Annotated in this window: 28 protein-coding genes and 1 riboswitch; of the genes, 9 read left to right on the top strand and 19 right to left on the bottom strand. The window is 45.7% G+C overall.

Annotated elements, in window-relative coordinates; genetic code table 11:
* Positions 1-5: 5 nt before the first annotated feature.
* A complete protein-coding gene (locus EDM55_RS12185; protein WP_122960460.1) occupies positions 6-650 on the bottom strand; it encodes an alpha/beta hydrolase in 645 nt (214 codons plus the stop codon).
* 236 nt (positions 651-886) lie between these two features.
* Between EDM55_RS12185 and EDM55_RS12180 the strand changes: the two genes are divergently transcribed.
* A complete protein-coding gene (locus EDM55_RS12180; protein ID WP_092271952.1) occupies positions 887-1,426 on the top strand; it encodes a cupin domain-containing protein in 540 nt (179 codons plus the stop codon).
* A 57-nt stretch (positions 1,427-1,483) separates the two neighbouring features.
* On the opposite strand, the gene EDM55_RS12175 is transcribed toward EDM55_RS12180, so the two are convergent.
* The 3 genes from EDM55_RS12175 to EDM55_RS12165 form a co-directional block, all read right to left on the bottom strand.
* On the bottom strand, positions 1,484-2,224 hold the full coding sequence (locus tag EDM55_RS12175; RefSeq protein WP_092271666.1) for an amino acid ABC transporter ATP-binding protein: 741 nt from the start codon (positions 2,222-2,224) through the stop codon (positions 1,484-1,486).
* Positions 2,225-2,245: 21 nt separating this feature from the next.
* The gene (locus tag EDM55_RS12170) at positions 2,246-2,980 is read right to left on the bottom strand and encodes an amino acid ABC transporter permease (RefSeq protein ID WP_092271663.1); all 735 of its coding nucleotides are present in this window, start codon (positions 2,978-2,980) and stop codon (positions 2,246-2,248) included.
* Between the two features lie 114 nt (positions 2,981-3,094).
* Entirely contained in the window at positions 3,095-3,937 is an 843-nt protein-coding gene (locus EDM55_RS12165; RefSeq protein WP_122960459.1) for a transporter substrate-binding domain-containing protein, read from the bottom strand.
* A 109-nt stretch (positions 3,938-4,046) separates the two neighbouring features.
* Positions 4,047-4,229, bottom strand: a riboswitch (Lysine riboswitch).
* Between the two features lie 160 nt (positions 4,230-4,389).
* On the opposite strand from EDM55_RS12165, the gene EDM55_RS12160 reads away from it, so the two are divergent.
* The 3 genes from EDM55_RS12160 to ahpF all read left to right on the top strand — a co-directional run bounded on the left by EDM55_RS12160 (position 4,390) and on the right by ahpF (position 9,495).
* Positions 4,390-7,125, top strand: coding sequence for an AAA domain-containing protein (locus EDM55_RS12160; protein WP_170184530.1), 2,736 nt, complete (start codon positions 4,390-4,392; stop codon positions 7,123-7,125).
* 264 nt (positions 7,126-7,389) lie between these two features.
* Positions 7,390-7,953 carry an alkyl hydroperoxide reductase subunit C gene (ahpC, locus tag EDM55_RS12155; RefSeq protein WP_092271654.1) on the top strand — a complete coding sequence of 188 codons (564 nt, stop codon included), beginning with the start codon at positions 7,390-7,392 and terminating at the stop codon, positions 7,951-7,953.
* A gap of 12 nt (positions 7,954-7,965) precedes the next feature.
* Entirely contained in the window at positions 7,966-9,495 is a 1,530-nt protein-coding gene (ahpF, locus tag EDM55_RS12150; RefSeq protein ID WP_092271651.1) for an alkyl hydroperoxide reductase subunit F, read from the top strand.
* A 78-nt stretch (positions 9,496-9,573) separates the two neighbouring features.
* Here the strand turns inward: ahpF and EDM55_RS12145 are convergent, their stop codons facing one another.
* The 4 genes from EDM55_RS12145 to EDM55_RS12130 all read right to left on the bottom strand — a co-directional run bounded on the left by EDM55_RS12145 (position 9,574) and on the right by EDM55_RS12130 (position 15,326).
* Entirely contained in the window at positions 9,574-11,391 is a 1,818-nt protein-coding gene (locus EDM55_RS12145) for an ABC transporter ATP-binding protein (RefSeq protein ID WP_092271949.1), read from the bottom strand.
* Between the two features lie 32 nt (positions 11,392-11,423).
* A complete protein-coding gene (locus EDM55_RS12140; RefSeq protein ID WP_122960457.1) occupies positions 11,424-13,163 on the bottom strand; it encodes an ABC transporter ATP-binding protein in 1,740 nt (579 codons plus the stop codon).
* Positions 13,164-13,174: 11 nt separating this feature from the next.
* Positions 13,175-13,639, bottom strand: coding sequence for a PadR family transcriptional regulator (locus EDM55_RS12135; RefSeq protein ID WP_170184529.1), 465 nt, complete (start codon positions 13,637-13,639; stop codon positions 13,175-13,177).
* Positions 13,640-13,835: 196 nt separating this feature from the next.
* On the bottom strand, positions 13,836-15,326 hold the full coding sequence (locus EDM55_RS12130) for a malate:quinone oxidoreductase (RefSeq protein ID WP_092271641.1): 1,491 nt from the start codon (positions 15,324-15,326) through the stop codon (positions 13,836-13,838).
* 362 nt (positions 15,327-15,688) lie between these two features.
* Between EDM55_RS12130 and EDM55_RS12125 the strand changes: the two genes are divergently transcribed.
* Entirely contained in the window at positions 15,689-16,063 is a 375-nt protein-coding gene (locus tag EDM55_RS12125; protein WP_092271638.1) for a hypothetical protein, read from the top strand.
* Positions 16,064-16,184: 121 nt separating this feature from the next.
* Here the strand turns inward: EDM55_RS12125 and EDM55_RS30950 are convergent, their stop codons facing one another.
* Together EDM55_RS30950 and EDM55_RS30945 are read right to left on the bottom strand one after the other, a co-directional pair.
* Positions 16,185-16,613, bottom strand: coding sequence for a hypothetical protein (locus tag EDM55_RS30950; protein ID WP_246071148.1), 429 nt, complete (start codon positions 16,611-16,613; stop codon positions 16,185-16,187).
* Positions 16,614-16,628: 15 nt separating this feature from the next.
* Positions 16,629-16,955, bottom strand: a complete 327-nt coding sequence (locus tag EDM55_RS30945) for a hypothetical protein (protein ID WP_246071147.1) — start codon at positions 16,953-16,955, stop codon at positions 16,629-16,631.
* A gap of 301 nt (positions 16,956-17,256) precedes the next feature.
* Here EDM55_RS30945 and EDM55_RS12115 point away from each other — a divergent pair, with 301 nt between their 5' ends.
* Both EDM55_RS12115 and EDM55_RS12110 read left to right on the top strand, forming a co-directional pair.
* Positions 17,257-17,370, top strand: coding sequence for a transposase (locus EDM55_RS12115; protein WP_221175500.1), 114 nt, complete (start codon positions 17,257-17,259; stop codon positions 17,368-17,370).
* A gap of 472 nt (positions 17,371-17,842) precedes the next feature.
* Positions 17,843-18,547, top strand: coding sequence for a toll/interleukin-1 receptor domain-containing protein (locus EDM55_RS12110; protein WP_122960455.1), 705 nt, complete (start codon positions 17,843-17,845; stop codon positions 18,545-18,547).
* A 372-nt stretch (positions 18,548-18,919) separates the two neighbouring features.
* Here the strand turns inward: EDM55_RS12110 and EDM55_RS12105 are convergent, their stop codons facing one another.
* Complete coding sequence (locus EDM55_RS12105) at positions 18,920-19,441, bottom strand: VOC family protein (protein WP_122960454.1); 522 nt, start codon at positions 19,439-19,441, stop codon at positions 18,920-18,922.
* Between the two features lie 224 nt (positions 19,442-19,665).
* Between EDM55_RS12105 and EDM55_RS29945 the strand changes: the two genes are divergently transcribed.
* Complete coding sequence (locus EDM55_RS29945) at positions 19,666-20,052, top strand: DUF6597 domain-containing transcriptional factor (protein WP_183191717.1); 387 nt, start codon at positions 19,666-19,668, stop codon at positions 20,050-20,052.
* Here the strand turns inward: EDM55_RS29945 and EDM55_RS12100 are convergent.
* From EDM55_RS12100 to EDM55_RS30245, 3 genes are all read right to left on the bottom strand, one after another.
* The gene (locus EDM55_RS12100; protein WP_122960453.1) at positions 19,939-20,847 is read right to left on the bottom strand and encodes a recombinase family protein; all 909 of its coding nucleotides are present in this window, start codon (positions 20,845-20,847) and stop codon (positions 19,939-19,941) included. The two genes, EDM55_RS29945 and EDM55_RS12100, sit on opposite strands and share 114 nt — an antisense overlap.
* A 74-nt stretch (positions 20,848-20,921) precedes the next feature.
* A complete protein-coding gene (locus EDM55_RS12095) occupies positions 20,922-21,329 on the bottom strand; it encodes a recombinase family protein (protein ID WP_122960452.1) in 408 nt (135 codons plus the stop codon).
* A 197-nt stretch (positions 21,330-21,526) separates the two neighbouring features.
* Entirely contained in the window at positions 21,527-22,729 is a 1,203-nt protein-coding gene (locus EDM55_RS30245; RefSeq protein ID WP_174769321.1) for a hypothetical protein, read from the bottom strand.
* On the opposite strand from EDM55_RS30245, the gene EDM55_RS29940 reads away from it, so the two are divergent.
* Positions 22,723-23,238, top strand: coding sequence for a hypothetical protein (locus EDM55_RS29940; protein ID WP_141295988.1), 516 nt, complete (start codon positions 22,723-22,725; stop codon positions 23,236-23,238). The genes EDM55_RS30245 and EDM55_RS29940 overlap by 7 nt on opposite strands.
* Before the next feature lie 558 nt (positions 23,239-23,796).
* Here the strand turns inward: EDM55_RS29940 and EDM55_RS12075 are convergent.
* The 5 genes from EDM55_RS12075 to EDM55_RS30940 all read right to left on the bottom strand — a co-directional run bounded on the left by EDM55_RS12075 (position 23,797) and on the right by EDM55_RS30940 (position 25,203).
* Positions 23,797-24,297 carry an HGGxSTG domain-containing protein gene (locus tag EDM55_RS12075; protein WP_141295991.1) on the bottom strand — a complete coding sequence of 167 codons (501 nt, stop codon included), beginning with the start codon at positions 24,295-24,297 and terminating at the stop codon, positions 23,797-23,799.
* A gap of 115 nt (positions 24,298-24,412) precedes the next feature.
* Positions 24,413-24,598: a hypothetical protein gene (locus EDM55_RS12070; RefSeq protein ID WP_122960448.1), complete on the bottom strand. Its 186-nt coding sequence runs from the start codon at positions 24,596-24,598 to the stop codon at positions 24,413-24,415.
* 126 nt (positions 24,599-24,724) lie between these two features.
* A complete protein-coding gene (locus EDM55_RS30240; protein WP_170184494.1) occupies positions 24,725-24,877 on the bottom strand; it encodes a hypothetical protein in 153 nt (50 codons plus the stop codon).
* Positions 24,878-24,881: 4 nt separating this feature from the next.
* Entirely contained in the window at positions 24,882-25,058 is a 177-nt protein-coding gene (locus EDM55_RS30235) for a hypothetical protein (RefSeq protein WP_170184495.1), read from the bottom strand.
* Complete coding sequence (locus EDM55_RS30940; RefSeq protein ID WP_246071107.1) at positions 25,051-25,203, bottom strand: hypothetical protein; 153 nt, start codon at positions 25,201-25,203, stop codon at positions 25,051-25,053. The genes EDM55_RS30235 and EDM55_RS30940 overlap by 8 nt, the downstream gene beginning before the upstream one ends.
* Positions 25,204-25,346 lie beyond the last annotated feature (143 nt).

Raw genomic sequence — 25,346 nt, 5'->3', positions numbered from 1 at the left:
GGTTCTCACTTGGTCAGTGATGCGAGCAGCCACTGCTGAAAATCGTGCAGGTTTTGGATCGAAACGGCATGCCCATCCTGATAGGATTTAAACGTAACACTTGCACCAAGTCCTTGATAATACTCATGATTCGCGACCCCCCACTCGTACGGCAGCACCTGGTCCATCTCTCCGTGGGAGATAAATAAGCTCATGTGGTCGACCGATTTCTTCCCATACTCTTCTTTTACAAATCCCGGAATGTACCCGCTGAGTGCGACAATTCCTTTGATGCGATCGCCCAGTGTCAGACCCAGTGTCAGGGACAAAATCGCACCTTGACTGAAGCCGAGCAGGTACAGCTGGCTTTGCTCCACTGGATACTGCTCTGTCGCATACTCGATAAAGCTGGTCAGCTTGCCGATGGCGTGATCAAAAACCTCGCGATGCGGCTTCCCATAGCCCTGAATCGTAAAAAACGCATAACCCGGCGGCTGTGGCAAATGCCCTCGAATGCTGAAAATGAAGAACTGCTCCTCCATCCCACGAACCAACGACAGCATGTTTTGCTCATTGCTTCCGATGCCATGCATCACGAAAAGGGCTGGGTATTTTTTGTTCGGATCGATCGCCTTCGGACGCTGCAGCTCATAAATCATGGGCGTTTTCATCTAGCCGTCTCCCTTCCCCAAATACGATGTATAGAACGACACTGTTTTTAAATAAAGATATTACATTCATATTAGAAAACAATCGGGCAAAAAAATAAAGAAAAAGTTGTCTCTAAATGTTTCCCAATAAGAATATTATTCATCTATAAGATAACAACGATTGCTGTAGATTGTCAAATTTATTTTTGCTAATATAGGATTAAGTTTTTTATCAGGAAACATTTGAGGTGGACCATTTGGATATAGGATCAAAAATCCGTGCCATACGTAATCGAAAGAAAATCACCATCGCACAAATGTGCGAAGGAACAGGACTTTCCAAAGGATTTATCAGCAACGTCGAAAACAATAACACGTCTCCTTCCATACAGACGCTGCAGACCATCTCCAGCTTTCTCCGCGTTCCGCTTCCGTATTTACTGCTGGAAAAGGAACAGCATATGCGCGTCGTTCGCAAAGCGGAGCGTTCCTTTTCTACCCACAACAACCTGAAAATCGAGCATGTCACCTCTAAAGGCGGACTGCGCATGATGCTGGTGGAGTTCCCTCCTGGCGCTTCGATGGGCGAGGCCAATGCCCATGAGGGAGAGGAATGCCATCTAGTGCTGGAAGGAAAGGTGCTTGCCGAACAAGGGGAAGACTCGATGATTCTGGAGGAAGGCGACTCCTTCAGCTGGAACGCCAGCGTGCCGCACTTTGTGAAAAATATCGGGGATGAGAAAGCTGTTGTTTTGATCTCGGTTTACTCGGATACGGGATTGCATGACGTATTCTAGTTCTCGATCCGTGTGCAAAAAAGGAGTGACCACAAATGGGGCCACTCCTTTTTATCATCAGGCTTGCTTTAAAGTACGCTTCAAGAACTCTCTCGTGCGCTCTTGCTTCGGCTGATTGAATATTTGCTCCGGACTTCCTTCTTCTGCGATGACGCCTTTGTCCATAAACACCACGCGATCGGATACTTCCCGGGCGAATTCCATTTCGTGCGTTACCACCAGCATCGTCAGACCCGAACCCGCCAGCTCCTTCATGACTTTCAGAACTTCTCCCACCATTTCCGGATCAAGGGCCGATGTCGGTTCATCAAACAGCATGACATCCGGCTCCATGGAAAGTGCTCGGGCGATAGCCACACGCTGCTTTTGACCTCCTGACAGCTGCTTCGGCATGGCATTCACGTACTTGTCCATCCCCACGACCTTCAAATACTTCATGGCTACTTTTTCAGCCTCTTCTTTGGAGCGCTTCAGCACCTTGATCTGCCCGACCACACAATTGCCGAGAACATTGTGGTTATTGAACAAATTAAACTGCTGAAAAACCATCCCTAGCTTTTGACGATACGCAAAAATATCGTGCTTGTCGTCCAAGATGTTTTCCCCGTGGTAAATGATCTTGCCGCCGCTTGGCTTCTCCAGCAGGTTGATGCAGCGCAGAAGCGTCGATTTGCCGGACCCCGATGAACCAATGATGGTGACCACTTCACCTTTTTCAACGGAGAATTGGATGTCCTTTAAGACCTCGTGATTCCCGTAGGATTTTTTTAGTTGCTGGATATCAATGATCGTTTCCATGTCTGTGCCCTCCTTCCTCGATTATTTCTTGCCCGCTGTCTCCATGCCCACCATTGTATAGCTGTCTGGCCCGTCCAATTTTCTTTCGATGTAACGCAAAATTTGGGTCACGATCAGCGTCATGATAAAGTAAATGACGCATGCGACAAAGAACGATTCAAAATAGCGGAAGTTGTTTCCGGCGATCGACTTGGTTGTAAAATACAATTCTGAAACAGAAATCACGTTCAATACGGAAGTATCCTTGATATTGATGACAAACTGATTGCCCGTTGCCGGCAGGATATTGCGAATTACCTGAGGCAAGACGACATTCCACATCGTTTGCACATGATTCATCCCAATGGCTTGTGCCGCTTCGAACTGACCTTTATCAACGGAAATGATACCGCCGCGAACGATCTCAGCCATATACGCTCCTGTATTAATCGAAACGACAAAGATCGCCGCAAAAATCCGGTCCATATCGAAACCGAATGCCAAGGCAGAGCCGTAATAAATGACCATCGCCTGAACGATCATCGGCGTTCCACGGAAAAATTCAATATAAATAGAGAGAATGGCATTAACCAGTTTGAGAACCGCGCGTTTAGGGCCGCGTTCTGGCACAGGGATCGTACGGATGACCCCAACCAAGAGACCAATGATGGCCCCTACAATCGTACCGAGCAAGGCGACGAGAAGGGTCATCCCCGCTCCGCGCAGGAACATCGGCCAGTTATCGGAGACGATTTTTACAATCCACTCAAAGCTCATCTTACTCCTCCATTCCTTGATTAGAAAACTCGGCTACACTCCGCCCTTACATGTTGGACCTATCCCGTGATAAAACCGACTGCGGATCGTGCAGCCGGTTTTTGGGGAGTCGAGCTATTTTGCTGCTGGTTGATTCTTGATTGCCGCATCCATGATGCTCGTGCGCTCTTCCTCGGAGATGCCTTTCAAAATCTCGTTGATTTTGCCAGTCAGCTCGCTGCCTTTTTGTACCCCTACGGCAATCGCTGTATCGTCTTCGGATGTTTTAAATCCATCTTTAAACTCAACCATGGCAAAGTTAGGGTTTGCAGAGGAAGCACTAACTGCCTCTGGACGCTCGGAAACGTAACCGTCAATCATACCGGATTCCAGTGCCACGCGCATTGCCGGGAAGTTATCCATCGCAGGCTCTTGAGCGACACCCTCAATTTGATTGATTACAGAGTAGTGGAAGGTGTTCAATTGAGCCGTTACCTTCGCCCCTTTGAAATCCTGGATAGAGGTAGCTCCCTCGTATTTTCCGCCTTTTTTCACAACCATAACCAGATTCGATTTATAGTAGTTGTCCGAGAAGTCGATGGTTTGTTTACGCTCAGCTGTTGGAGACATACCCGCGATGATCGCATCGATCTTCCCGGAGGTCAACGCTGGTACCAGACCATCCCATTCCGTTTTCACGATCACTAATTCTTTGCCCAAGCCTTTTGCAATCTTTTTCGCGATTTCTACATCGTAGCCGCCTGCATATTCGGCGTTGCCGTCAATTTTCACGCCACCATTGGCATCGTCCATTTGCGTCCAGTTAAAAGGAGCGTATCCTGCTTCCAAGCCAACTTTGAACGTATTATCGGATGCTGCTGGTGCTGCTGCCGGACTGCTCGTCGTGCTCGAACCACATCCTGCTAAAGCTACCATTGCGGATAGAAACACTGCCAAAAATGTAGACTGTTTTTTCATGATGATTACCCCTCTTTAAAAATATTTGTATTTTTACAAAGCAAAAAGCGACCTGAGATTGTCTCAGGCCGCGTGAAATGCGCAGTTACCCAAAAACCTCTCTTTACCCAAATGAGATAGCACAACTCAATAAATCGGGACAATTTATTGAGACAGTCCTGCAGCTCTTAACTGCAGACCCAGCAAGTAATACCGAGCGTATTCCAAGCTTCGGCGACATTTCCTTCTCCCTAGCATCACAGCGTCTCAAGCTCCGCTAAGGACTGTTAAACATCGCGCCTCTACCTCACTGATTTAAGTGAGGTCTTATTTAATTATGTTGAAAGTGTACAATGATGTGTTTCTTGTGTCAATATGGCTTAGCGTAAGGGGGATGAATTACCAATCAAAGCTTAGGTTTCTCTCCCAAATCGTTTATGATTATTCTATTGGCATTTTACGAGGTGAACCTATTGGAATTGGATCATTATCTTATATTGGTAAAAGGTGAAGATAAAACCGAGCAAATTCAAGAGTACCAATACAAAAACGGAAAGTTTGAAATCACGTTTCAGGGTGGTAAAACCTATACCTATTTGGAGTCGAATGTTCTCATCTATACAAATCCGAGTGAGCTGGATCTCGATAAATATGCAATCTTCAGTCAAAATCAAATGCTCACTTCTATAGAGAAGACTTATTGTTTTGAAAAGCATATCCGCGTGATCTATAAATGGGGCAAAAAAGAGGTTATACCTACTAATAACGTCCAAATCGTCCGGTCGTGCCTTAGTGACACAAAATCCCGAAATACCTTTGAATACTTAAAGCAAATAGCCTCAGTGGTAAGCCTCAAGTCGGATGATGGAAACAATATTCTTGCAACACAATACAATCAGATCGATTTCATCCGAGACGATAGCATCCTCGCTGCTTTCCTCGATCCATCCAAAGTAGTGACCAGCCCTGAGAGCAACGTGGACGAACTTCCTCTATTTCCATTCGGTTTTAATCATAGTCAGAAGGAAGCCGTACATCACGCACTATGCCAAAAAGTAAGCATGATTGAAGGACCACCCGGTACAGGTAAGACGCAAACCATCTTGAATATTATAGCCAACATCGTCAGGCACGGCCGAACTGTCGCAGTGGTTTCAGGTAATAATTCTGCGACATTGAACATACTCGAAAAGCTCAAGACGTATGAGCTTGATTTTCTCGTTGCTTCTCTTGGCAGCTCCTCAAACAAAACCGCCTTTATACAAAACCAGCCTCTTCTACCAGATATGACGAGTTGGCAAATAACACACGATGAACAGCAAAGAATGGCTGAGCAGTTATCTCAGCTGGGAAAAGAGCTTGATCTACTGCTTCTCAAGAAAAACAAACTTTCTCAGCTTCGCACAGAAAAGATGGAGCTTGAAACAGAGATTCACTATTTCGAGGATTATTTTAAGGAAACCTATGACAGTAAACATCGGATCAAAAGACGGAACACCCTCCGTTCCCACACCTTCTTGAGGTTATGGAACGAGTATCAGTTGGCCCGAGAAAGGAACCTTTTTCTCCAGCTATGGATGGAATGCAAGCATTTTTTCCATTACGGTCTTTTCAACCTAAACGTATATCGCCTTCCTTGGGAGCATCGGATCGCTTTATTTCAACAGCATTATTACATGCACAAAAGAAGGGAGCTTCATTCCGAAATCAGTGAGCTAGAGCAAGAGCTTTTTGCATTTAACTTTGACGTAGAGATACAGAAGTACGCAGAGCTTTCTATGAAGCTATTTAAATCGCTTTTAGTTGAAAAATATAACAATAAAGATGAGCGTCATGTCTATTCGCTTGAGGATCTAAAGAAAAACACGAGATCATTTCTTGAAGATTATCCTGTTATTTTGAGCACTACTTATTCACTCAGGAGTAGCCTATCCCCCACCACAACATATGATTACTTAATTATTGATGAGGCATCCCAGGTTGATGTGGTAACTGGAGCACTCGCCTTTTCTTGTGCCTCCCGAGCCATAATTGTAGGAGATCGAATGCAGTTGCCAAACGTCGTATCACAGGAGACAGCAAACGCAACCAATGTGATTTTTCATTCATTCGAGATTCCGGAATCGTATCAATTTGCTACGAACAGTTTACTTTCTTCCGTTGTGAAGGTGTTCACCCATGCGCCACGTACCCTTTTGAGGGAGCATTACCGTTGCCACCCCAAAATTATTGGCTTTTGCAATCAGAAGTTTTACGAAAACCAACTCATTGTGCAAACTGAAAGTAATCCTAAAGATAAACCACTTACATTGTATAAAACAGTCAAGGGTAACCATTCACGTGGAAAAGTGAATCAAAGGGAGATCGATGTGATCTTTGATGAACTCATTCCAAAAGAGAAGCTAGATATAGCAGCTGATTCAATAGGAATTATTACTCCCTACAATAAACAAATCGAAGCCTTGCAAAGCAGAATTCAAGGAACAGCAATAGAAGTGGCAACAGTACACAAGTACCAAGGTAGAGAAAAGGATCGCATTATATTATCAACCGTCGATAACCAGATCACCGAATTTACAGATTCGCCCAACCTATTGAACGTGGCCGTATCGCGCGCTGTGAAACAGCTATTTGTTGTAACAAGTGGTAACAAAGATACGAGGAACACAAATATAAATGACCTCGTAAACTATATCGAATATAACAACTTTGAGATTATCAATAGCCAGCTTTATTCTGTTTTTGATTATTTGTATAAGGAGTACACCGAACAACGTAAAGAATTGCTTAAACGTATGAAAAAGAAAATTTCGGTCTACGACAGCGAAAATATTATGTACGAATTACTAATAAAAATCACAGCTGACCCAGAATACCGGAAATTGAAAGTTGTCTCTCACATTCCGCTAAAGATGATGATTCGAGATTTTTCAAAGTTGAATGAAGAGGAAGTAAGGTATACTTCTAATCTCATGACGCACGTTGATTTCCTAATCTACGATCGAATCAGCCACGCCCCGGTACTCGTGATTGAAGTAGATGGAGTGACCTTCCACCGTGAGGGTAGCAGACAAAAAGAGCGAGATAATAGGAAAGATACAATTTTACAAAAGTACTCGATCCCTTATATAAGACTGAGAACGGACGGCAGTAATGAAGAAGTAAAAATCCGATCTGCTCTAGAATCTTGGAACAGCCACCTCCATTAAAAATGCAAGCACTGCCCGAAGCATATAAACGTTACATTTGGTAAAGGCTAGATTCAGCACTATTATGAAATAAGTATAAAAAAGACCAAATCGCAAGTATATTCCTTCTTCAAATGATCAAGACTAGCTAGTAATTACTTCTTAATTAAAATTATTATTATTTTCATTGACAAACAGAAGAACATGAGTGATAATGGTTATCAGGTTAGAATTATTACATTTAATAATAATTCTCTACAACAAATATTTAGGAGGAATTTCAGAATGTCTCTCATCGGAAAACAAGTACTGCCTTTCAAAGCACAAGCTTACAAAAACGGTGAATTCGTAGAAGTTACAGATGCAAACTTCAAAGGTCAATGGAGCGTTGTTTGCTTCTACCCAGCAGACTTCACTTTCGTTTGCCCAACTGAACTGGAAGATCTCCAAAACCAATACGAAACATTGAAATCTATGGGAGCTGAAGTATACTCCGTTTCCACAGATACTCACTTCACTCATAAAGCATGGCATGACACTTCCGAGACTATCGGCAAAATCACTTACACCATGATCGGTGACCCAACTCACACCATCTCCCGCAACTTCGATGTATTGATCGAAGAAGATGGACTGGCTGATCGCGGTACTTTCATCATCGACCCAGACGGTGTTGTACAAGCTCTGGAAATCAACGCTGGCGGTATCGGTCGCGATGCAAGCGCAGTTGTCAGCAAACTGAAAGCAGCTCAATATGTTCGCAGCAATCCAGGTGAAGTTTGCCCAGCAAAATGGCAAGAAGGTGCTGCTACCCTGAAACCTAGCCTGGATCTCGTTGGTAAGATCTAAGGAGTGGTATAAATGATACTGGACGCAGAAATTAAAGCACAATTGGAGCAGTACCTTCAGCTGTTAGAAGGCGACGTACTGCTGAAATATAGTGCGGGCTCCGATAGCGTATCGCGTGACATGCTGGCTCTCCTCGATGAGCTGGCCACCATGTCTACGCGAATCAAGCTTGAAGAAACAACCATGCAGCGTACACCAAGCTTCAGTGTAAATCGCATCGGCGAAGACACCGGGGTAACTTTCGCAGGCGTACCACTGGGACATGAATTCACTTCTTTGGTATTGGCTCTGCTGCAAGTCAGCGGAAGACCGCCAAAGGTTGATCAGAAGCTGATCGATCAAGTGAAGGGCATCCAGGGCGAGTACCATTTTGAAACGTATGTAAGCCTGAGCTGCCACAATTGTCCTGATGTTGTACAAGCCCTGAACGTGATGAGCGTTCTCAATCCTGGCATTACCCATACCATGATTGACGGTGCTGCGTTCAAAGAAGAAGTAGAAAGTAAAGACATCATGGCTGTTCCAACTGTTCTCCTGAATGGAGAAGCCTTTGGCAGCGGCCGTATGACTCTGGAAGAAATCCTGTCCAAGCTGGGCAATGCTCCCGATGCTTCCGCTTTTGCGGACAAAGAGCCTTTCGATGTGCTCGTTGTCGGCGGCGGCCCAGCTGGGGCAAGTGCTGCAATCTACGCAGCGCGCAAAGGCATTCGTACCGGCATTGTGGCTGAGCGCTTCGGCGGTCAGATCATGGACACCATGGGTATTGAAAACTTTATCAGTGTGACGTACACCGAGGGTCCTAAACTCGCAGCAAGCCTGGAAGAGCATGTCAAAGAGTACAATGTCGATGTCATGAACCTCCAGCGTGCAAAACGTTTGGAAAAGAAAGACTTGATCGAAATCGAACTGGAAAACGGTGCTGTCCTCAAGAGCAAAACGGTGATCCTTTCGACTGGTGCTCGCTGGCGCAATGTAGGTGTTCCTGGTGAAGCCGAGTTCAAGAACAAAGGCGTAGCTTATTGCCCACACTGCGACGGTCCTCTCTTCGCTGGAAAACGCGTTGCCGTAATTGGCGGCGGAAACTCCGGTATCGAAGCAGCGATTGACCTCGCTGGTATTGTGAAGCATGTTACCGTTCTCGAATTCGCAGCTGAGCTGAAAGCCGACTCTGTTCTGCAAGAGCGTCTTTACAGCCTGCCAAACGTAACGGTGATCAAGAACGCGCAAACCAAGGAAATTACCGGTACCGACAAGGTAAATGGTATTTCCTACATGGATCGCGAGACAGAAACCGTTCACCACGTTGAGCTCGAAGGCGTATTTGTTCAGATCGGTCTTGTACCAAACACGGATTGGCTGGGCGATGAGATTGAGCGCACTCGCATGGGCGAGATCGTCGTCGACAAGCATGGTGCTACCACCATCCCTGGCGTATTTGCTGCAGGTGACTGCACGAATAGCCCGTACAAACAGATCATTATTTCGATGGGATCGGGTGCGACCGCAGCATTGGGTGCATTTGATTATCTGATTCGAAATTAATTAGAAAATTTGGCTTCGCCATTAGAACAGCGAAAGCCGCTTTGTCCTCCGTCATGGAGCAAAGCGGCTTTCTTTTTGCTACGATTCGACTGCTTCCTGAGCGGACACATTTTGCAGATGAGCAAACTGGCTGTGATACATTTCGAAATAAAAGCCCTTTTTCTGCAAAAGCTCCTCATGGGTACCCGACTCGATGATTTCCCCCAAGTGAATGACCAAGATCAGATCCGCATTTTCTATGGTTTTCAAACGGTGAGCGATGACAAAGCTTGTTCTTCCCTCCGTTAAGCGGTTGAGTCCCTTTTGAATCTCGATCTCTGTGCTGGTATCGATGCTCGAGGTGGCCTCATCCAAAATCAAGATGTCGGAATCGGCCAAGATAGCTCTCGCGATGGCGAGTAATTGACGCTGCCCCTGACTTAAGTTGGCTCCACCAGATGTGATGCGCGTCTGGTAGCCATCAGGGAGATGCTTGATGTATTGGTGTGCCGAAGCCATTTTGGCTGCTGCGATGACTTCCTCATCCGTTGCCTCTAAACGTCCGTAACGAATATTCTCCATGATCGTACCGGAAAACAGGAACGTATCCTGAAGCACGACACCGATTTTTTTCCGCAGTCCGCTAAGCTGATAATCGCGAATATCGCGGCCGTCCACTTTTAGCTCGCCAGCTGTTACATCATAGAACCTCATCAAGAGATTAATGATGGTCGTCTTTCCGGAACCAGTGGGCCCCACAAGAGCGACCTTCTGTCCTGGCTTCACCGCGAAATGGATGTCCTTTAGGATCGGTTTTCCCTTCTCATAGCCGAAGTGAACGTGAGAGAATTCCACATCGCCCCGAAAAGACTCCACTGCGATGGCATCCTTTTTATCAACCATATCCGGTGTCTCGTCCATGACCTCAAATACGCGCTCCGCCCCAGCAATGGCCGATTGAAACATATTAAACAGATTGGAGAGCTGGTTGATGGGTCGAAAGAATTGCCTTGAGTAGGTCACAAAGGCAGCAATAATCCCAACGGTAGCCATCCCCTTCACCGTCAGGACTGCTCCGACCAGAATCACTAGACCAAGTCCAAGATTGTTGATGAAATTGTTCACAGGACCAAGGAATCCTGAGACCGTATCAGCCGCCATCGCCGAATGGCGCAATCGTTCATTGACGCCTGAAAATTCCCGGTCAAACTTCCCCTCTTTGCCGAAAAGTGTGATCACTTCGTTACCCGAAATCGACTCCTCGATAAATCCGTTCAGCTCTCCCAGATCCTTTTGTCTCTTCTTAAAGTGCTTGCTGCTGTACGTGATCAGCTTTTTCGAGGCTAGCATCATGATGGGGATCACGAGCAGGGTCACGATGGCAAGGAGCCAATTGAGCGAAAACATCGCAATCGCCACTCCCACAACCATCAAAACTGATGAAAATATTTGAACAACACTCTGACTAAGGGCATTATTTAAGCTATCAATGTCATTCGTTACCCTGCTCATGAGATCGCCGTGCGCGCGGCTGTCAAAGAAGCGCAGGGATAAGGTCTGAAATTTATCAAATAAATCCTGGCGCAAATTTCGAATCGTTTGCAGCGATACGCGAACCATCATAAACGTTTGCAGCCAAGTAAATACCACGGTTGCGATGTAGACAAGCGCAAGGATAGCTAGAAGTCTGATCGTTCCTGCGATGTCCCTCGGTATGATGTATTCGTCCATGATTATTCCGATCAGATAGGGACCGAGAATTCCCAGCAGCGTAGAGATGATGACAAAAAAAATTGAAGCTACCAATTGTGCTTTTTGCTTCTCCATGTACAGCCAAATCCGTTTGATGGTTCCCTTCCGATCCTTTGCTTTTACCACTGGTCCACTAAAGCCCATCGGTCCCCTCGCCCGGTTCATGATGTTGGGATTAGACGCTGACGAAGGCTTGCTCATGAGTACGTAACCTCCCTTCCGCTTTGCGAAGTGTAAATATCGCGGTATACCTTGCTCGTCGCAAGCAATGTCTCGTGTGTCCCGCTCGCTTCCAGCCTTCCATCCTCCATGACCAGGATCTGATCCGCATCGATGATAGAGGATATTTTGGAGGAAATGATAAATACGGTCGAATCGGTGTAAGCCTCCCGCAGCGCCTGTTGGACAGCTGCTTCAGACAAGGCATCGATCGCCGAGGTCGAATCATCCAGAATCAAGATTTTTGGTTCCCGGATAAAAGCCCGTGCCATGGACAGCCTTTGCTTTTGCCCGCCGGATACATTCGTTGCGCCTTGCAAAAGCTGATGCCCGAATCTTCCGTCAAATCTATCAATGAATTCCGATGCCGCGGCTGCCTGTGCGGCATGCTCCATGTCATCCGTTGTAGCTTCTTCTTTCCCAAAACGCAAATTATCCTCAATCGATCCTGAAAACAGAGTCGCCTTCTGCGGGACAAATCCAATCGCGGTACGGAGCTTCTCCAACGGCATATCCTTGACGTCGATCCCATCGATGAGGACATGCCCTGCATCCGGATCATACAGACGGGGAATCAGCTTGACGAGCGTTGATTTCCCACAACCGGTAGACCCAATAATCCCGATTTTTTGACCAGCCTTAGCCTGAAAGGAGATGTCCTTTAGTACGTATTCTCCATTTTTGCTATAGCTGAAATCCACATTTCGAAACTCCACTTCTCCGCGTAGTTCTGGTCCGGCGATCGGCTGTTCCCGCTCTGTTATGTCGATTTCTGTATCAAACACCTGCACAATCCGTTCTGCGGACGAAAACGAGCGTGCAATCTGCATGAGGACATTGCTGCTGCTCACAAGTCCGTTCAACATAATGTTTAAGTAGTTGATAAAGGCTAAAATAACCCCGATCTGAAGCGTCCCTTCACTTACTTTGATCACACCCATCCATAGACCTGCCACGATTCCGATATTGACGATGAACATCATGAGAGGCATCAGGGTGACAATCAGCTTTTCGGCTGTCATGTTCCGTTTCATCAACCAATCATTGGCGGTTTGAAAATGGCTCTGCTCATAATCATGGCGATCAAAAGCCTTGATCACCCGAATCCCTGCCAGCATTTCCTGAAGCTTGGTATTCACCTGGTCCATCGCCTTCTGCACGTGGGAGAACAGCTGTCCTGACCTGACCGTAAAGAAATAGATTAGAGCGATCAGAATAGGGATCGCCACCAGCAACACCGGAAACAGCTCTCGTGCCGTAAGCCAAACGATCACGACCGACCCGATAAACAGCAGAGGTCCCCGTACAAAGACACGCAAGGTCATGATGACAGCCTGCTGCAGGGTCGCAATATCATTGGTTAGTATGGTAATTAATTTGCCAGTCCCAAAGGTATCTGTATTTTGATTGGAAAATTGCTCTGTCTTCTTGAACACATCCTGCCGAATATCGGTAGCAAAATTAACAGCTGCTTTTGCGGCATAAATCGAGCTCCCTGCCCCTCCAATCAATCCGATAATCGCACTGATCAGCATAAACACCCCGAGCTTGATCACATACCCGTTATCTTGATTGGCAATCCCGATATCGATCATCTCCTGCATGATCGTCGGCTGCAGCAGATCCATCGCTACCTCAATACACATCAAAAACGGCCCTACTATGGCAAATAACGCGTATGGCTTGAGATATCGCAACAGCTTTCTCATCGCATTCATGATACTTCCCCTTATTGATCCCTGTGGTTTTTTAAGCGATTGGTCATTTCATCGATTAACGAAATCAGCTCCTCGACACGTTCCGGGTTGCCACGTATTTGTCTCATCGTTCGTTTAAGCTGTGTTTCCCATCCCTCCAGCGCCGCTCTCAGCCGTAGCGATTCCTCGGAATTCCTCCAGACCATGCGTTCCTTCCACTCGACCCAGAAGTCCCCCTCCCCCTGGTTCGCGAATTCCATCAGCCTCTCATTGCCTTTTTCGCTGAGGAAATACACTTTTTTATCTGCACCTGATTCCAGTTCAATCATGTGTTGATCCAGCATTTCCTGAAGAGCAGGATAAATCGTCCCGGCACTTGCCGAATACGCCCCATCAGATCGTTCCTCCAGCTCCTTCATGATCTGGTAGCCATGCATGGATTCCTCTTTCAGCAAATGCAGGATGGCCAATTGGACAAACCCTCTCCGACGTCTCATTTTCATCCTCCTCCGTTATATCGAAAATAATAATCGATATATCGATTATTTTCAAACGCAACACGATTAGCATGTGCCATACAAATAAAAAAGACTTGCCCCTAAAGGCAAATCTGGTTGATGTATAAAAGATAAACGGCCTTCGTCCCGACTGATGGGGGCGAAAGCCGTTTATCTCATCTTCAATATGTTCGTTCTACTTGACGAGGGCAAGCTCTCTGGTAAGACCAAGCGTGCGCCCTGTTGAAGTATGAATTTCTTCGATCAGCTCTGGGTGTTCCATGAGAGACACGCCATAGGTAGGGATCATTTCTTTGATTTTTGGTTCCCACGATTTGATTTGCTGCGGGAAGCATTTGGTGATTACTTCGAGCATAACGTGTACGGCCGTAGAAGCACCCGGAGATGCACCAAGCAATGCTGCAATCGAGCCATCAGCCGCTGTAATGACCTCTGTACCGAATTGAAGCGTTCCTTTTCCGCCTGCTTCTGTATCCTTGATAACCTGAACACGCTGACCGGCTACGACCAAATCCCAATCCTCGCTTTTCGCATCAGGGATAAACTCGCGCAGCTCTTCCATGCGCTGTTCTTTGGAGAGCATCACTTGCTGAATCAGGTACTTGGTCAAAGACATTTCTTTTGCACCTGCTGCCAACATGGTCAACACGTTATCCGGTTTTACGGAAGTGACCAAATCGAGCATGGAACCCGTTTTGAGGAACTTCGGCGAGAAGCCGGCAAACGGTCCAAACAGCAGCGATTTTTTGTTGTCGATATAACGGGTGTCCAGATGCGGAACAGACATTGGCGGCGCGCCAACTTTTGCTTTCCCGTATACCTTTGCGTGGTGCTGTTCAACGATTTCCTGGTTCTTACAGACCATAAATAGACCGCTTACAGGGAATCCACCAATATGTCTGCCTTCAGGAATACCGGACTTTTGCAGGAGATGCAGGCTTCCACCTCCGCCTCCGATAAAGACGAATTTTGCTGTATGGCGCTCTACGCTGCCAGTATTCACATTTTTCACTTTCAATTCCCACGAACCGTCGCTCGTGCGTTTAATATCATCCACACTGTGTCCGTAGTTGATTTTCACGTTCTTCGTTTGCAGATGTTCAAACAGCATGCGTGTTAAAGCGCCAAAGTTGACATCTGTACCCGAGTCAATTTTTGTTGCTGCAATCGGCTCGTTCGAGGTACGACCTTGCATGACGAGAGGGAGCCACTCTTTCAGCTTTTCAGGGTCATCGGAAAATTCCATACCTTGGAACAAAGGGTTTTTAGACATCGCTTCAAAACGTTTCTTTAAAAACTCTACATTTTTTTGACCTTGAACCAGGCTCATATGCGGCAGTGGCATGATGAAGTCCTCTGGATTCTTGATCAATTTGCTATTTACAAGATAAGACCAAAACTGTTTAGAGAGTTGGAACTGTTCATTAATATTGATTGCTTTCTTAATATCTATCGATCCGTCTGGCTTTTCGCTTGTGTAGTTCAGCTCGCACAGAGCAGCATGCCCTGTTCCCGCATTATTCCATTCGTTAGAACTTTCCTCTCCTGCCTTTGCAAGCTTCTCAAACACTGTAATTTCCCAATCTGGTACTAATTCTTTCAGCAGTGACCCTAAAGTCGCACTCATGATTCCGGCACCAATTAAGATTACGTCTGTTTTACTCATTTTAACCGTCCTAACTAGTATAATTTGAAGAAATGTTGCAGGCGCTCCTGCTTTATGCTCCACAGCAAGCCAGGGTGAGACACCGTCACACCCCTTGTTTTAGATCAATTATAACCTTATTCATATTGTATCACTATTAGTTATAGAATAAAATGTTTGTCATTATATACTATTTAAATACAAGAAAATCATATATCGTGTCTTGATTCTCTTGTATTTATAAGGAAAAAGCTGTATTTGCGCGATAATTTAACAGAATCTTCACAAAGCCTAGATTTCATTTTGTTGATGATTTAAGCTTATTGTAGAAATTTTGTTTTATTTTTCCACTTATTTTAGAGATGAAAGCGAGGTGTCTTTCCTTGAATACTATCATTGTCATACTCGTCCTCTTCTCAAGTTTGACGGCGGCAGTGACGGTCGCATTTGTAGTCAAAACCTTAGGGGCTAATAAGAAACGCTATTCGCAGCGCAAAACGATCCTCGAGCAAGGGACGTCCGCACAAGCGGTGATTAACTCGATCCAGCAAACCAAAGCACAAATGGATGATCAGCCAGAAGTCTTGCTCGATCTAACCGTCTCGATGCCGGATGGCAAGGTTATTTCTACTGTGGCAAAAACCTTTATTCCCATCATAAATGTCCCTACTTTTCAAAAAGGCAACGTCATTGAAGTAAAGGTGATGACCATAGACAATGAGCAAAAATTCGAAGTAGTGGGTTCTTATCTCCCTTGATCAGAAAAGAGTAGCACCCGCTAGAAGCCAAAGCATTAGGCAGCATCTGAACATGGCTCGGGGATATCGCCCTGGTATCCTCGCTCCCTTGCCGCGTCCATCATGCGTATATTCCTAACGGCTAGGACGACAGAAACTCGGCCACGCTGACTTTCCGCACCTCATATTCAGCACCGATGCTTTTTAGCTGTTCCCCGGTTTTCGCGGCACCAGGCTCAAGTCCTTTATACACGAGTAAGGGAGCCGCCTCTAAATATGCCTTCGCTTGTGAAAAATCGCACGAGAACATTTTCTTGATGAACAGCAGCGTTTTTTTCTTATCGCTGCCCTCACCTGTCAGAAACACTTTGTAGTACTCGTACGGTTCATCTCCGCTCGTATCCCATTCCTCAAAGCCCCGCGGTACTAATACACTATGAAGAAACTCCTCAAGATTGCCACAGGCAACGGAAAAATCCCATGTGCCCATCCCGTGCGCTGCCGTATAAATGACCGTATCTCCTCTGGAAAGATCGATGCAGTAAGGGTCGCCTTCGTCTGAAGCAATCACCACATAACTGCTCGGTCAGTCCACAATATCCTCGTGGGTTACTGGATTGTAGTTGTATCCCCATTGCCCCTTCAGAAGGTCCTTTGCCCCGTAAATTTCCAAATTGGTATATTCGTCCGTACTCCAGGTCACCGACTCTGGGACATAATGCTTCAGGAAGTACACGTAGTCATCAGGCAGGCTCCATTTGTTCGTAACCTCATGTACTGCTTGATCGTCCGCTAAGGTCCCGAGATTGATTGGATACTTCGCGTAAAATTTGGGATCTTGTTCACGCTTTGCCGCTACAACCTCTTGCATTTTCTTTATGACCGCGTCCATGTCCGTAAATTTATCTGCCAAAGCTCCACCCCTGTCATTAGCAGATTCATAAGCTTATTCTTTGAGTTTATCATTCAAAGCAGGGAAAATGACATATTTTCTTTACTTAAATAAAGTGTGCTTGGGTGTAACCACTCGCCTTCATTGTAGATCTCTTCAGTTACAAATCTGGTTCGATTCTAAGAGGGAACAATGTGGCCTAAGAAAAAACCACTCTGTGCGTAGAGTGGTTTTGTATTTACTCTTAAGCCCCGAAATTGGATTTGAGTCTACCCCCCTTATCTTGTTAAGCTGGTATCAGAAGAACAGAGGGGGATTTTTTATGCAACGGAAACGCTATCCAATCGAGTTCAAACAACAACTGATCCAAGAGGCACAAGAAGCAGGAAACGCGAGCCAGGTAGCCAGACGGCATGAGATAGACGGAGGTAGTTGACTAGCAACTGGCTTGGATGTGGTTATGAGAGATGGTTACCCCCACCAGCACCTGATGCACGATGCCTAAGCCTGCCGGAGCCGCCAGAGCACAAGATTTCCCCAAGGCTAGAAGCCACCAACTAGTACCACCTTCATATTGATCTCGGCGCGGCGGCTGACATCAGTTTGACAGTTGCCATGTTCGAGTGTCAATTTGAGATGCCGCTGCATGAGGGAGAGCAGATGCCGCTCGGTCGCAGGGTCGATTTTCGAGTTGATATACATGGATAGGTTTGTTCATGAAAAACGCTTCCTTGGAAGTTTGTCGTGTGGTAGATTTCTTGGGGCGTTGTTTCAAGATATTCTCATCGTTTTGGTTGAATTTGCTGAAATGAAAAAAGCATCTGGAATGAGGGACTGGAGATAGGATACATGTACGGAAACATGATACAATAGTTTTAATATTCAAGTTATTTAGAGGAGGTAGAGACATGGCTAGATGTACAGCCCCAGTAGAAGGACATCGTTCGGCGAGTGCCGCAGCCAACTGCCCAGCATGCAGAGGGAGTTATCGCCGCTATAGTAGTGGTGGCGGCTACATGTCATACTCGCCCTCGCCTTACTCCACTTCCCCGACAAGTGGGGGCGGCAGAAGCAGCGGCGGCGGTTCCGTCCGCAGTTCAAAGCCGCGCTGGTCAGGAGCAGGTTCGGCTCTATTGTACACGTCCGAAGAAATTCGGTCATTAACACCAATCCGCAACAGCGTCGAAACCCTAGCAAAACAACCTGACCTTCGTGACGTCTTCCTTTGCCATGCGTGGGACGACAGGAAGGGAGCCGCCAAGGAGTTGCACGATCTGCTAGAGTCACACGGTGTCTCCGTCTGGTTTAGCGAGAAAGACGTTGGCCTTGGTATGCCGCTGCTTCGCTCTATTGACAAAGGCTTGGCCAACTCGCGAGTTGGAATTGTGCTTGTGACTCCTGCATTGCTACGCCGCCTCCCAACAGAGGGCATCGCCGACAAAGAACTTTCGGCACTCCTTGCAGGTGATCGGCTCGTTCCGATTGTGCATGATACAACATATGAAGCTCTCCGCGAAGTCAGTCCCTTGCTCGGATCACGAAGCGGATTGAACACTGCAGAAGAGCCCATGGCAGACGTCGCGGCCAAGCTCGCAGAGTTAGTCGCCCTTTAAGCTCTATTAATCTACCAAAGTTTGCTGTTCAGTTGGGACTGTTAGGATGCTTTGTTGTTTCACGCTTACTTGGCAGACGCCGTTGTACAAGGGTTAGAAAAGGAGACCTCGCTATATGCAAGGTCTCCTTTACTTTAGATTTGAGCAGTACTGTCACATCTCATTTCGTACCATCAATATTAGGCACTCCACATGTGTGGAATGCTTTATATTGTTGTAAAACATTGGATGAAATACGCCTCCGTACTTATAGTCGGAAGTACGGGTCGAAGAAGCATTGGGAGCGAAACGGCTCCCGCCGTCTCAATCCCGCCGGTCGCATACTTTTACAATGTGGCGAGTGTTCGCCTGCATCTTCTTGAAGCCTAGCCGTTAATTCCCGTACTGGCTCTTACTCCATTCTGCCACTCTGCGGTAGCTTTCTTCCTCAGAAATATCTTCAACCCGTGTCATGATAGACCATCTGATGCCAAACGGGTCCAGAATGCTGCAGTAACGATCGCCTGAAACAAAGCTCGCAACCTGCTCTCTGACTGTCGCTCCGTTGGCTACGGCCAAGGCAAAGGTCCGGTCAACGTCGGGTACATAAATCCCAAGCGAATAACACGCGTTGCCTTCCCCCGTTGGTAAAACGAGTCGATAGGCTGGGTTTGCGGCACCGAGTTGCAAATATCCGTTGCCGAAATCGATATCTGCATGTACGATCATTTTGTTGCCGTCTTCGCCAAATTCCGTTACGCTTTTCGCCTTTGCGTTAAATACGGTTTCGTAAAAGGCGATCGCTTCAGCTGGTTTGTTTACAACGATAAACGGCGTAATAGCGGTATATCCGTTTGGCGTTCCATTTTTGGTGAATTTCCCTAAAGATCCTGCATCGTTTTGGTGGTTGTCCATTGTTATTCCTCCAATTCGTCAAGTCAGCTGACAATTGCGACTTCATCGAAATTGAGAAATCGGATCGCAACTGCTATTCTTTATTATAGGCGTTTCGCACTTCCTAAGTATTGTAAAAAGGCGACATCGCCGACTTACCGGGAGGTTGACCAGGCATGAAGGAAAAAGACGGCTCGTCGACGCGCGGCATCTTGCATGCGACCGCCGGACGAGACAAGTTTGCGTTGTCCCGTTTCGAACCGGGTCCGTTGCTCGAACCGTTCATCGAGCATTACTGGACTATACACTTCGATGTGCACCCCGAAACGCCTTATTCCCAAACAGTCTTGTCGTATCCGAACGTGCATCTGGTTTTCGAGCACGATGACCTGGGACGCCGGGCGCTGCTGTATGGCATTCCGAAGCAGTCGTTCGTCCGCAAGCTGCGCGGAGTGGGGCGTGTGCTTGGCGTGAAGTTTCGTGCGGGCGGCTTTTACCCGTTTTGGCAGCGAGACATCTCATTGTTGACCGGGGCGACGGTCAAGGCGTCCGAAATGTTCGGTTCTGTGGCGGACGGGTGGAAGCACGCAGTACTGGACGCTGGCGACGATGCAGTGGACTTTCTCCCATAATTCTATTGAAATAATTGCTGGGTGCTTACCGTTTCTTTCAGGCATTTCTTCAAGTGTTCCTTTTCTTCTTTTAAGGTTCCAGTCTTCCTTTTTCCCCCAAGTATTCACTCCCACGTACTCTTTATTGTGTAAGATCAATCTAACGGCACAAATACCAAAGTTGTTTCCTCTCTTGGTTTTATAACCATATGAATTAAGACTGTTTACAATAGTTTTATAGCCCATGCCTTCTGCTCGCATCTCAAATATCCTTTTAACTATCTCGCTTTCCTGCTCATTAACTATCAATTGTTTATTGACTATATCGTAGCCTAGTATGGTTCCTCCGTTAAATTCACCATTGCTGGCTCTTTTTTTCATTCCTGACTTCACTCTATTAATGGTTACATTTCGCTCATACTCAGCAAATGTTCCCTGCAAACTGATAAACATTTTTCCTTCCATTGTTGAAGAGTCAATTCCGCATGTACTGACTAACAGCCGCATATTCCTTGGGTGCAACTCATTATCTATCAATATCAAAATGTCCTTGTTGTTTCTTGAAAGTCTATCTAGTCGCCATACAACAATAGCTTGAAACCTATTTTGTGCCATGTCAGAAAAAAGACGTTGCACTTCAGGGCGGTTAAAGTCTTTACCTGAATATCCACCATCACAATAAACATCAAACACAGTAAGACCGATTGATGCAACATACCGACGGAGTTCTTCTTCTTGTGCCTCTAGTGAGCAGCCAGCGTTCTTCTGCTCCTCAGTACTGACTCTAATGTAAATTGCTAGATTGTCCTTATCCATAATTTACCCCTCAATTCTGTCTATAAGAAAAACGGCAAGTGCTTAATCCTCATGCACTTACCGTTCAGCACAAATTAGCTCCCCGAAATCGCCTGTTCATACTCGGCAAATATTCCTTGTAGTGCGACGAACATCTTACCTTCTGGTGTTGACGACTCTATATCGCATGAACTGATTAGAAGTTTTATTTTTCTCGGCTCCAATTCATTATCTATCAATGTCAAAATGTCCTTGTTGTTTCTTGAAAGCCTATCTAGCCGCCATACAACTATATACTGAAATTTACCTTCCTTCATATCCGCAAAAAGACGTTGAATTTTCGGTCGGTTGAAGTCATTTCCTGAATATCCACTATCACGGTATACATCAAACACAGAAAGTTCCTTTGCAGCAATGAACCTTCGTATTTGCTCTTCTTGTTCCCTCAACAAACAACCAGTATTTGCTCTAATATAAATTGCCGCTTTGTGTTGATTCCCCACGTTTTTCCTCTCCTTTTCTGCCAGAAACAGGTAAGCACTAAAATCCAATGCGCCTACCTATTCCTGAACAGTTCATTATTTTGATTTCTGATAGGCATACTTCCTGATTAGTTCAGCAAGAACTCTAACAACTTCTATTCTCTTTACTTCTTCCGCTGATGGCATGACAATTTGATTACCAGTCATAATGCCACCCCTTAACCAGCACTTTTCGTAGACTGCTTCATATGTTGTTCGAGAATGTAGCGCCTAACATGGTACAGTTCTTGCTCGGCCTTGGCCTTATGTTCGTCTAACAGATCCACAACATCGGCTACCTCACTGAGGTTTAGATTTGTGCCGCCAACATTAGTATTGAATCTAACCAAATGCCCGATTGCAGCATCTAACGCTTGAATCCTTTGCTTCAAGTACTCTTCCCTTACATAATGCCCTTTGACTTGGTGCTTCTTCATTGTTTGTTCCTCCCTCATGATATTTGCTTGCAATAGACATATATCAAAAGAGGCGATTTTTTTAAGGGGATAGCAAAAAAAGTTGATGTTTTTTTGACGAGCTCTTGAAGACGGCACAATCGAATGGGAATCAGTCTTCTTTCTCAACTCAAATACACCAGTCATTCTTTGCTGGTTTAGTCGTTTGCGTACTCCTGTATTGTTGCGAAGTATACGATATTTTCCAAAATCTGCACAACCTTCGTTTTTAATGTCGTTTTCTTCCTTGGGTTCATCGTATACTGTATTCGTTACTGCCATTTGTAACTGTCGCTCTTGAACTTGTGGTTCCTGCTGCCCAAGCAATACCCCACATAGTTCTTCTAATAGCGGCTTCCATGCTTCCCTTGCTAACTCGTTCAAATCCACTTGAGACGAGGGAGCAAGGGTTTCTTTTATCTTCTTTCGTATATATGGCGATACATGCTTACTTTCTTCCTTATCCATCAGCATACGAGCCTGTTCTGCCCGTTTCTTTGGAATGCTGCCCCAGTCGGTAATCACCGCTGCAAAGTAATCTTCATTCTGTTCTGGTGGATGATAAAGCAACTCTGCTAACGATATCCTCTTTGCTGGCTTGTACACGATCTCACTTCGGGTTAATTCGTGGTCAATCACTTTGCCTTGATTCTCTAACATTTCCAACTGCTTGTTATATATCTTGCAATGACCATTCGTCTTCCGTTGATGCTTCTCCCCGAAATAGCGTGTACCTTTGAATTCCCTCAATTTTCGGCGTCCATCTAGGGGAATTACCAGCACATGTTCCATTGAAGTCTTTACATCGTAGGCAATATCACAGCTAACAAAGTAAATGCCGCTAGAAACTCGGCGAAGAGCATCCAGCACTTCTTTAAAATGAAAGTAATACTCAGGTCTTGTCTCTAGCCGCAACGTGTATGACATGCCTTCCGGCTCGCACCCTTTTCGGCTTTTTTGAATTTGATATTAAAAAAGCAAAAGCTGATGGTTTTAAAAAGGAATTACTGAATGGCCAACAAAAACATCTTCAGCAGCTGAATTCTGAAATAGCAAAAGGAAATTTAAAGGCATCTAGTAATTTAAACATTACGAAAATTCTACCAAGTAACTCCGGAATTGCATCAGATATTAACATCGCATCAACTTGCGGTGGCGTAACAACTTCCGTAGAAGAATATTGGTGGGGTTATAGCAGAATGTTGGATAGCTGCGATACTGATGAACTTGCGGCTGATTTTGCTAGTGCTGCATCAGTAGCTGGAGGTGTTGCAATTGTAGCAGGTATTTGGGGTGTAGCACCTGCTGTTCCTCCTGGATTGGCTGGATCTTATTGGGCTTTATTGTCTTCTCGTCTATATGCGAATAACAGCAGAAGTACTGGCGTAATTTTGGATATGACATGGGCATATGTATTTGATATAGAACCTCAGTAACAAGTATTTTCTTATTCACCTTAAAAGTTTCCTCTATTAAAATGTAGGGGAAACTTTTAAATTTCTTTCTGTACAAGGAGGAGATAAAGACATGCAATATTTGGCAAATTTAATTCTAATCTTTTCTTTAACTTTCACGGTTGTGTGTATTTTCAGAGCAGTAAACCAGTATAAGAAAGGGAATGTTGCTGAGAAGAAAAAACTAGTAAAAACCGGTCTTATTTCTTTTGGAATAACCTTGATTGCAATCGTATTTGTAACAATGTTAATTGTTAGTTCCTCTTAGGGGTACCACCAACCAAATGCGAAAATTGTACGGTAAGACCTTAGCGGACATGGATTTGTTGCGTTAACAAAACCAGCGTAGCTGTCACAACCCCGCAAAGTGGTTACCATCTGTTTCCATACTTTTGCCCCTGGAGACAAGAACGCTGGTATAGTGCTTAGCGTAAGGTTTTCGATCCTTAGCGTACAAAATCCGCATTATGTTGGCGGTCGCCCTATGAAGAAACTAAAAGGGGGGAACGAACAAGCCTCCTCGCCTGTTTGCTCCCTCTGCTATCTGCGTATATGTTCCTTCCTTGCTCGGCCAAGTATCTCCACCAATTGATCTAAAGACCCGTCGCTCTTACTTTTGTTCATTTCTAATAGCCTACTGCTCTCCCTTATAAGGTTCACCGTGTTCATCCCAACTCTTGTTATCGCTTCCTCAATGGCTCGTACTTCCGCAAGGTTCGGCTTTTCTTTTTGTTCTTCCTGCTTAATACGGGTCATCATGCGCCGTATGCGTATTTCCGAAAGCTTCAACCCATTATCAACTTGTGTCTTCGGGTCAGTTGAAGCCAAATTAAACAGTTCCCTTTCTTCATCCGTCAACGTATCCGCCCAAATCACTTCATACAATCCATGCTTCAATGCGTTTTTGTTACCCTTTAGCTTGCTGGGGTCTTTCGGTCCAGTGGATTTCCCCCCATGTAACCTACAACGCCCGTTTGCTAGAGCAGCTTTCTTACATGGTCCGCCGCTTCTTGTCTTTGCTCCGCACAGCTTTTTCTCCATTCTCTCACCGCCTAACCTCATGTCATGGGGTTTGTTTCCCCGACCGGGGGGAGGTCTACACCCCCAGCCGCTCAATCCATCAATGTTTATCAGTTGCTTTTCAACTAACCGCATTTCAGTTACTCGCATTTGCTTCTTGCTGTGCCTTTACTTTCCTAAATGCTTCAAACTCTTCATGCAGTCCTGCTGCATTGATGTAGTCTATATAGTCCTCTAACAGGAAGGCATTTCGTAGAAGCATATCGTTTGCTGCACTTAGTTCTTCCCATAGAAACCTTTCATGTTCTGTCATTTCGTCCATCTTTGTTATTCCCTCCTGTAACCGTCAAAATTGGTTTGTGTCGTGTTTTCTGTTTCGGGGGTTAGTAAATTATGGTATGAGTTCCCCGCAACGTATATTTGCCCCCGTCTCGTTGGTTTGCACGTATTAATACGTTAGTTCCTTTGCCTTACGCTCCCAATATCTCCGTCTGTACTCTTTTTCCTTCTGTTTGTTCTCCGGCTTCTGCCGCCACTTCCTTCTGTACTCCCTCTCGTGCTGGCGGCGTGCTTCCAGTGCTTCGTGGCTTAATTGTGCCATATGACTAATCCCCCACTATTTCAATTACTTCGTCTTCGTCCACTATCTCAATGACAAACTCATCTTCAGCCTTTACCCCAGTTATTTCGTGACCATTCAGATAATGGGGCTTCTTTGTGCCGTATTTCCGCCTAAGGTGTTTTGCCGTTGGTTCAAGTTCTCTAGGTAGCTTTTTATTCAACTCCGTTCCCCTCCAGTTCTGCCAGCTTCGCCATCTCGTAAGCTAGAATCCGTTCTGTTTCCTGCACTCGTTCATCTGCTCGCTGAACCATTGCCGCCGCTTCTTCCCTTGCTTCCTCCAGCTCCTGCTGTTGACGGGCTAACACACCTCAATGCAGATGCATCACGCTGTAAATCTTCAATGTACCGAAGTGCTTCCAATCTTGGGTATCCGTCCTTCTGATCGGCTAGCATTTCAAGTTGTTCAGCTTGATCTAATAGCTGCCGCTTTTCTGCCCCTACCTGCGAA

Origin of the sequence: Brevibacillus centrosporus, assembly GCF_003710815.1 — a bacterium.
Classification (GTDB): Bacteria; Bacillota; Bacilli; order Brevibacillales; family Brevibacillaceae; genus Brevibacillus; species Brevibacillus centrosporus.
This window is presented reverse-complemented; position numbering and strand designations above follow the sequence as displayed.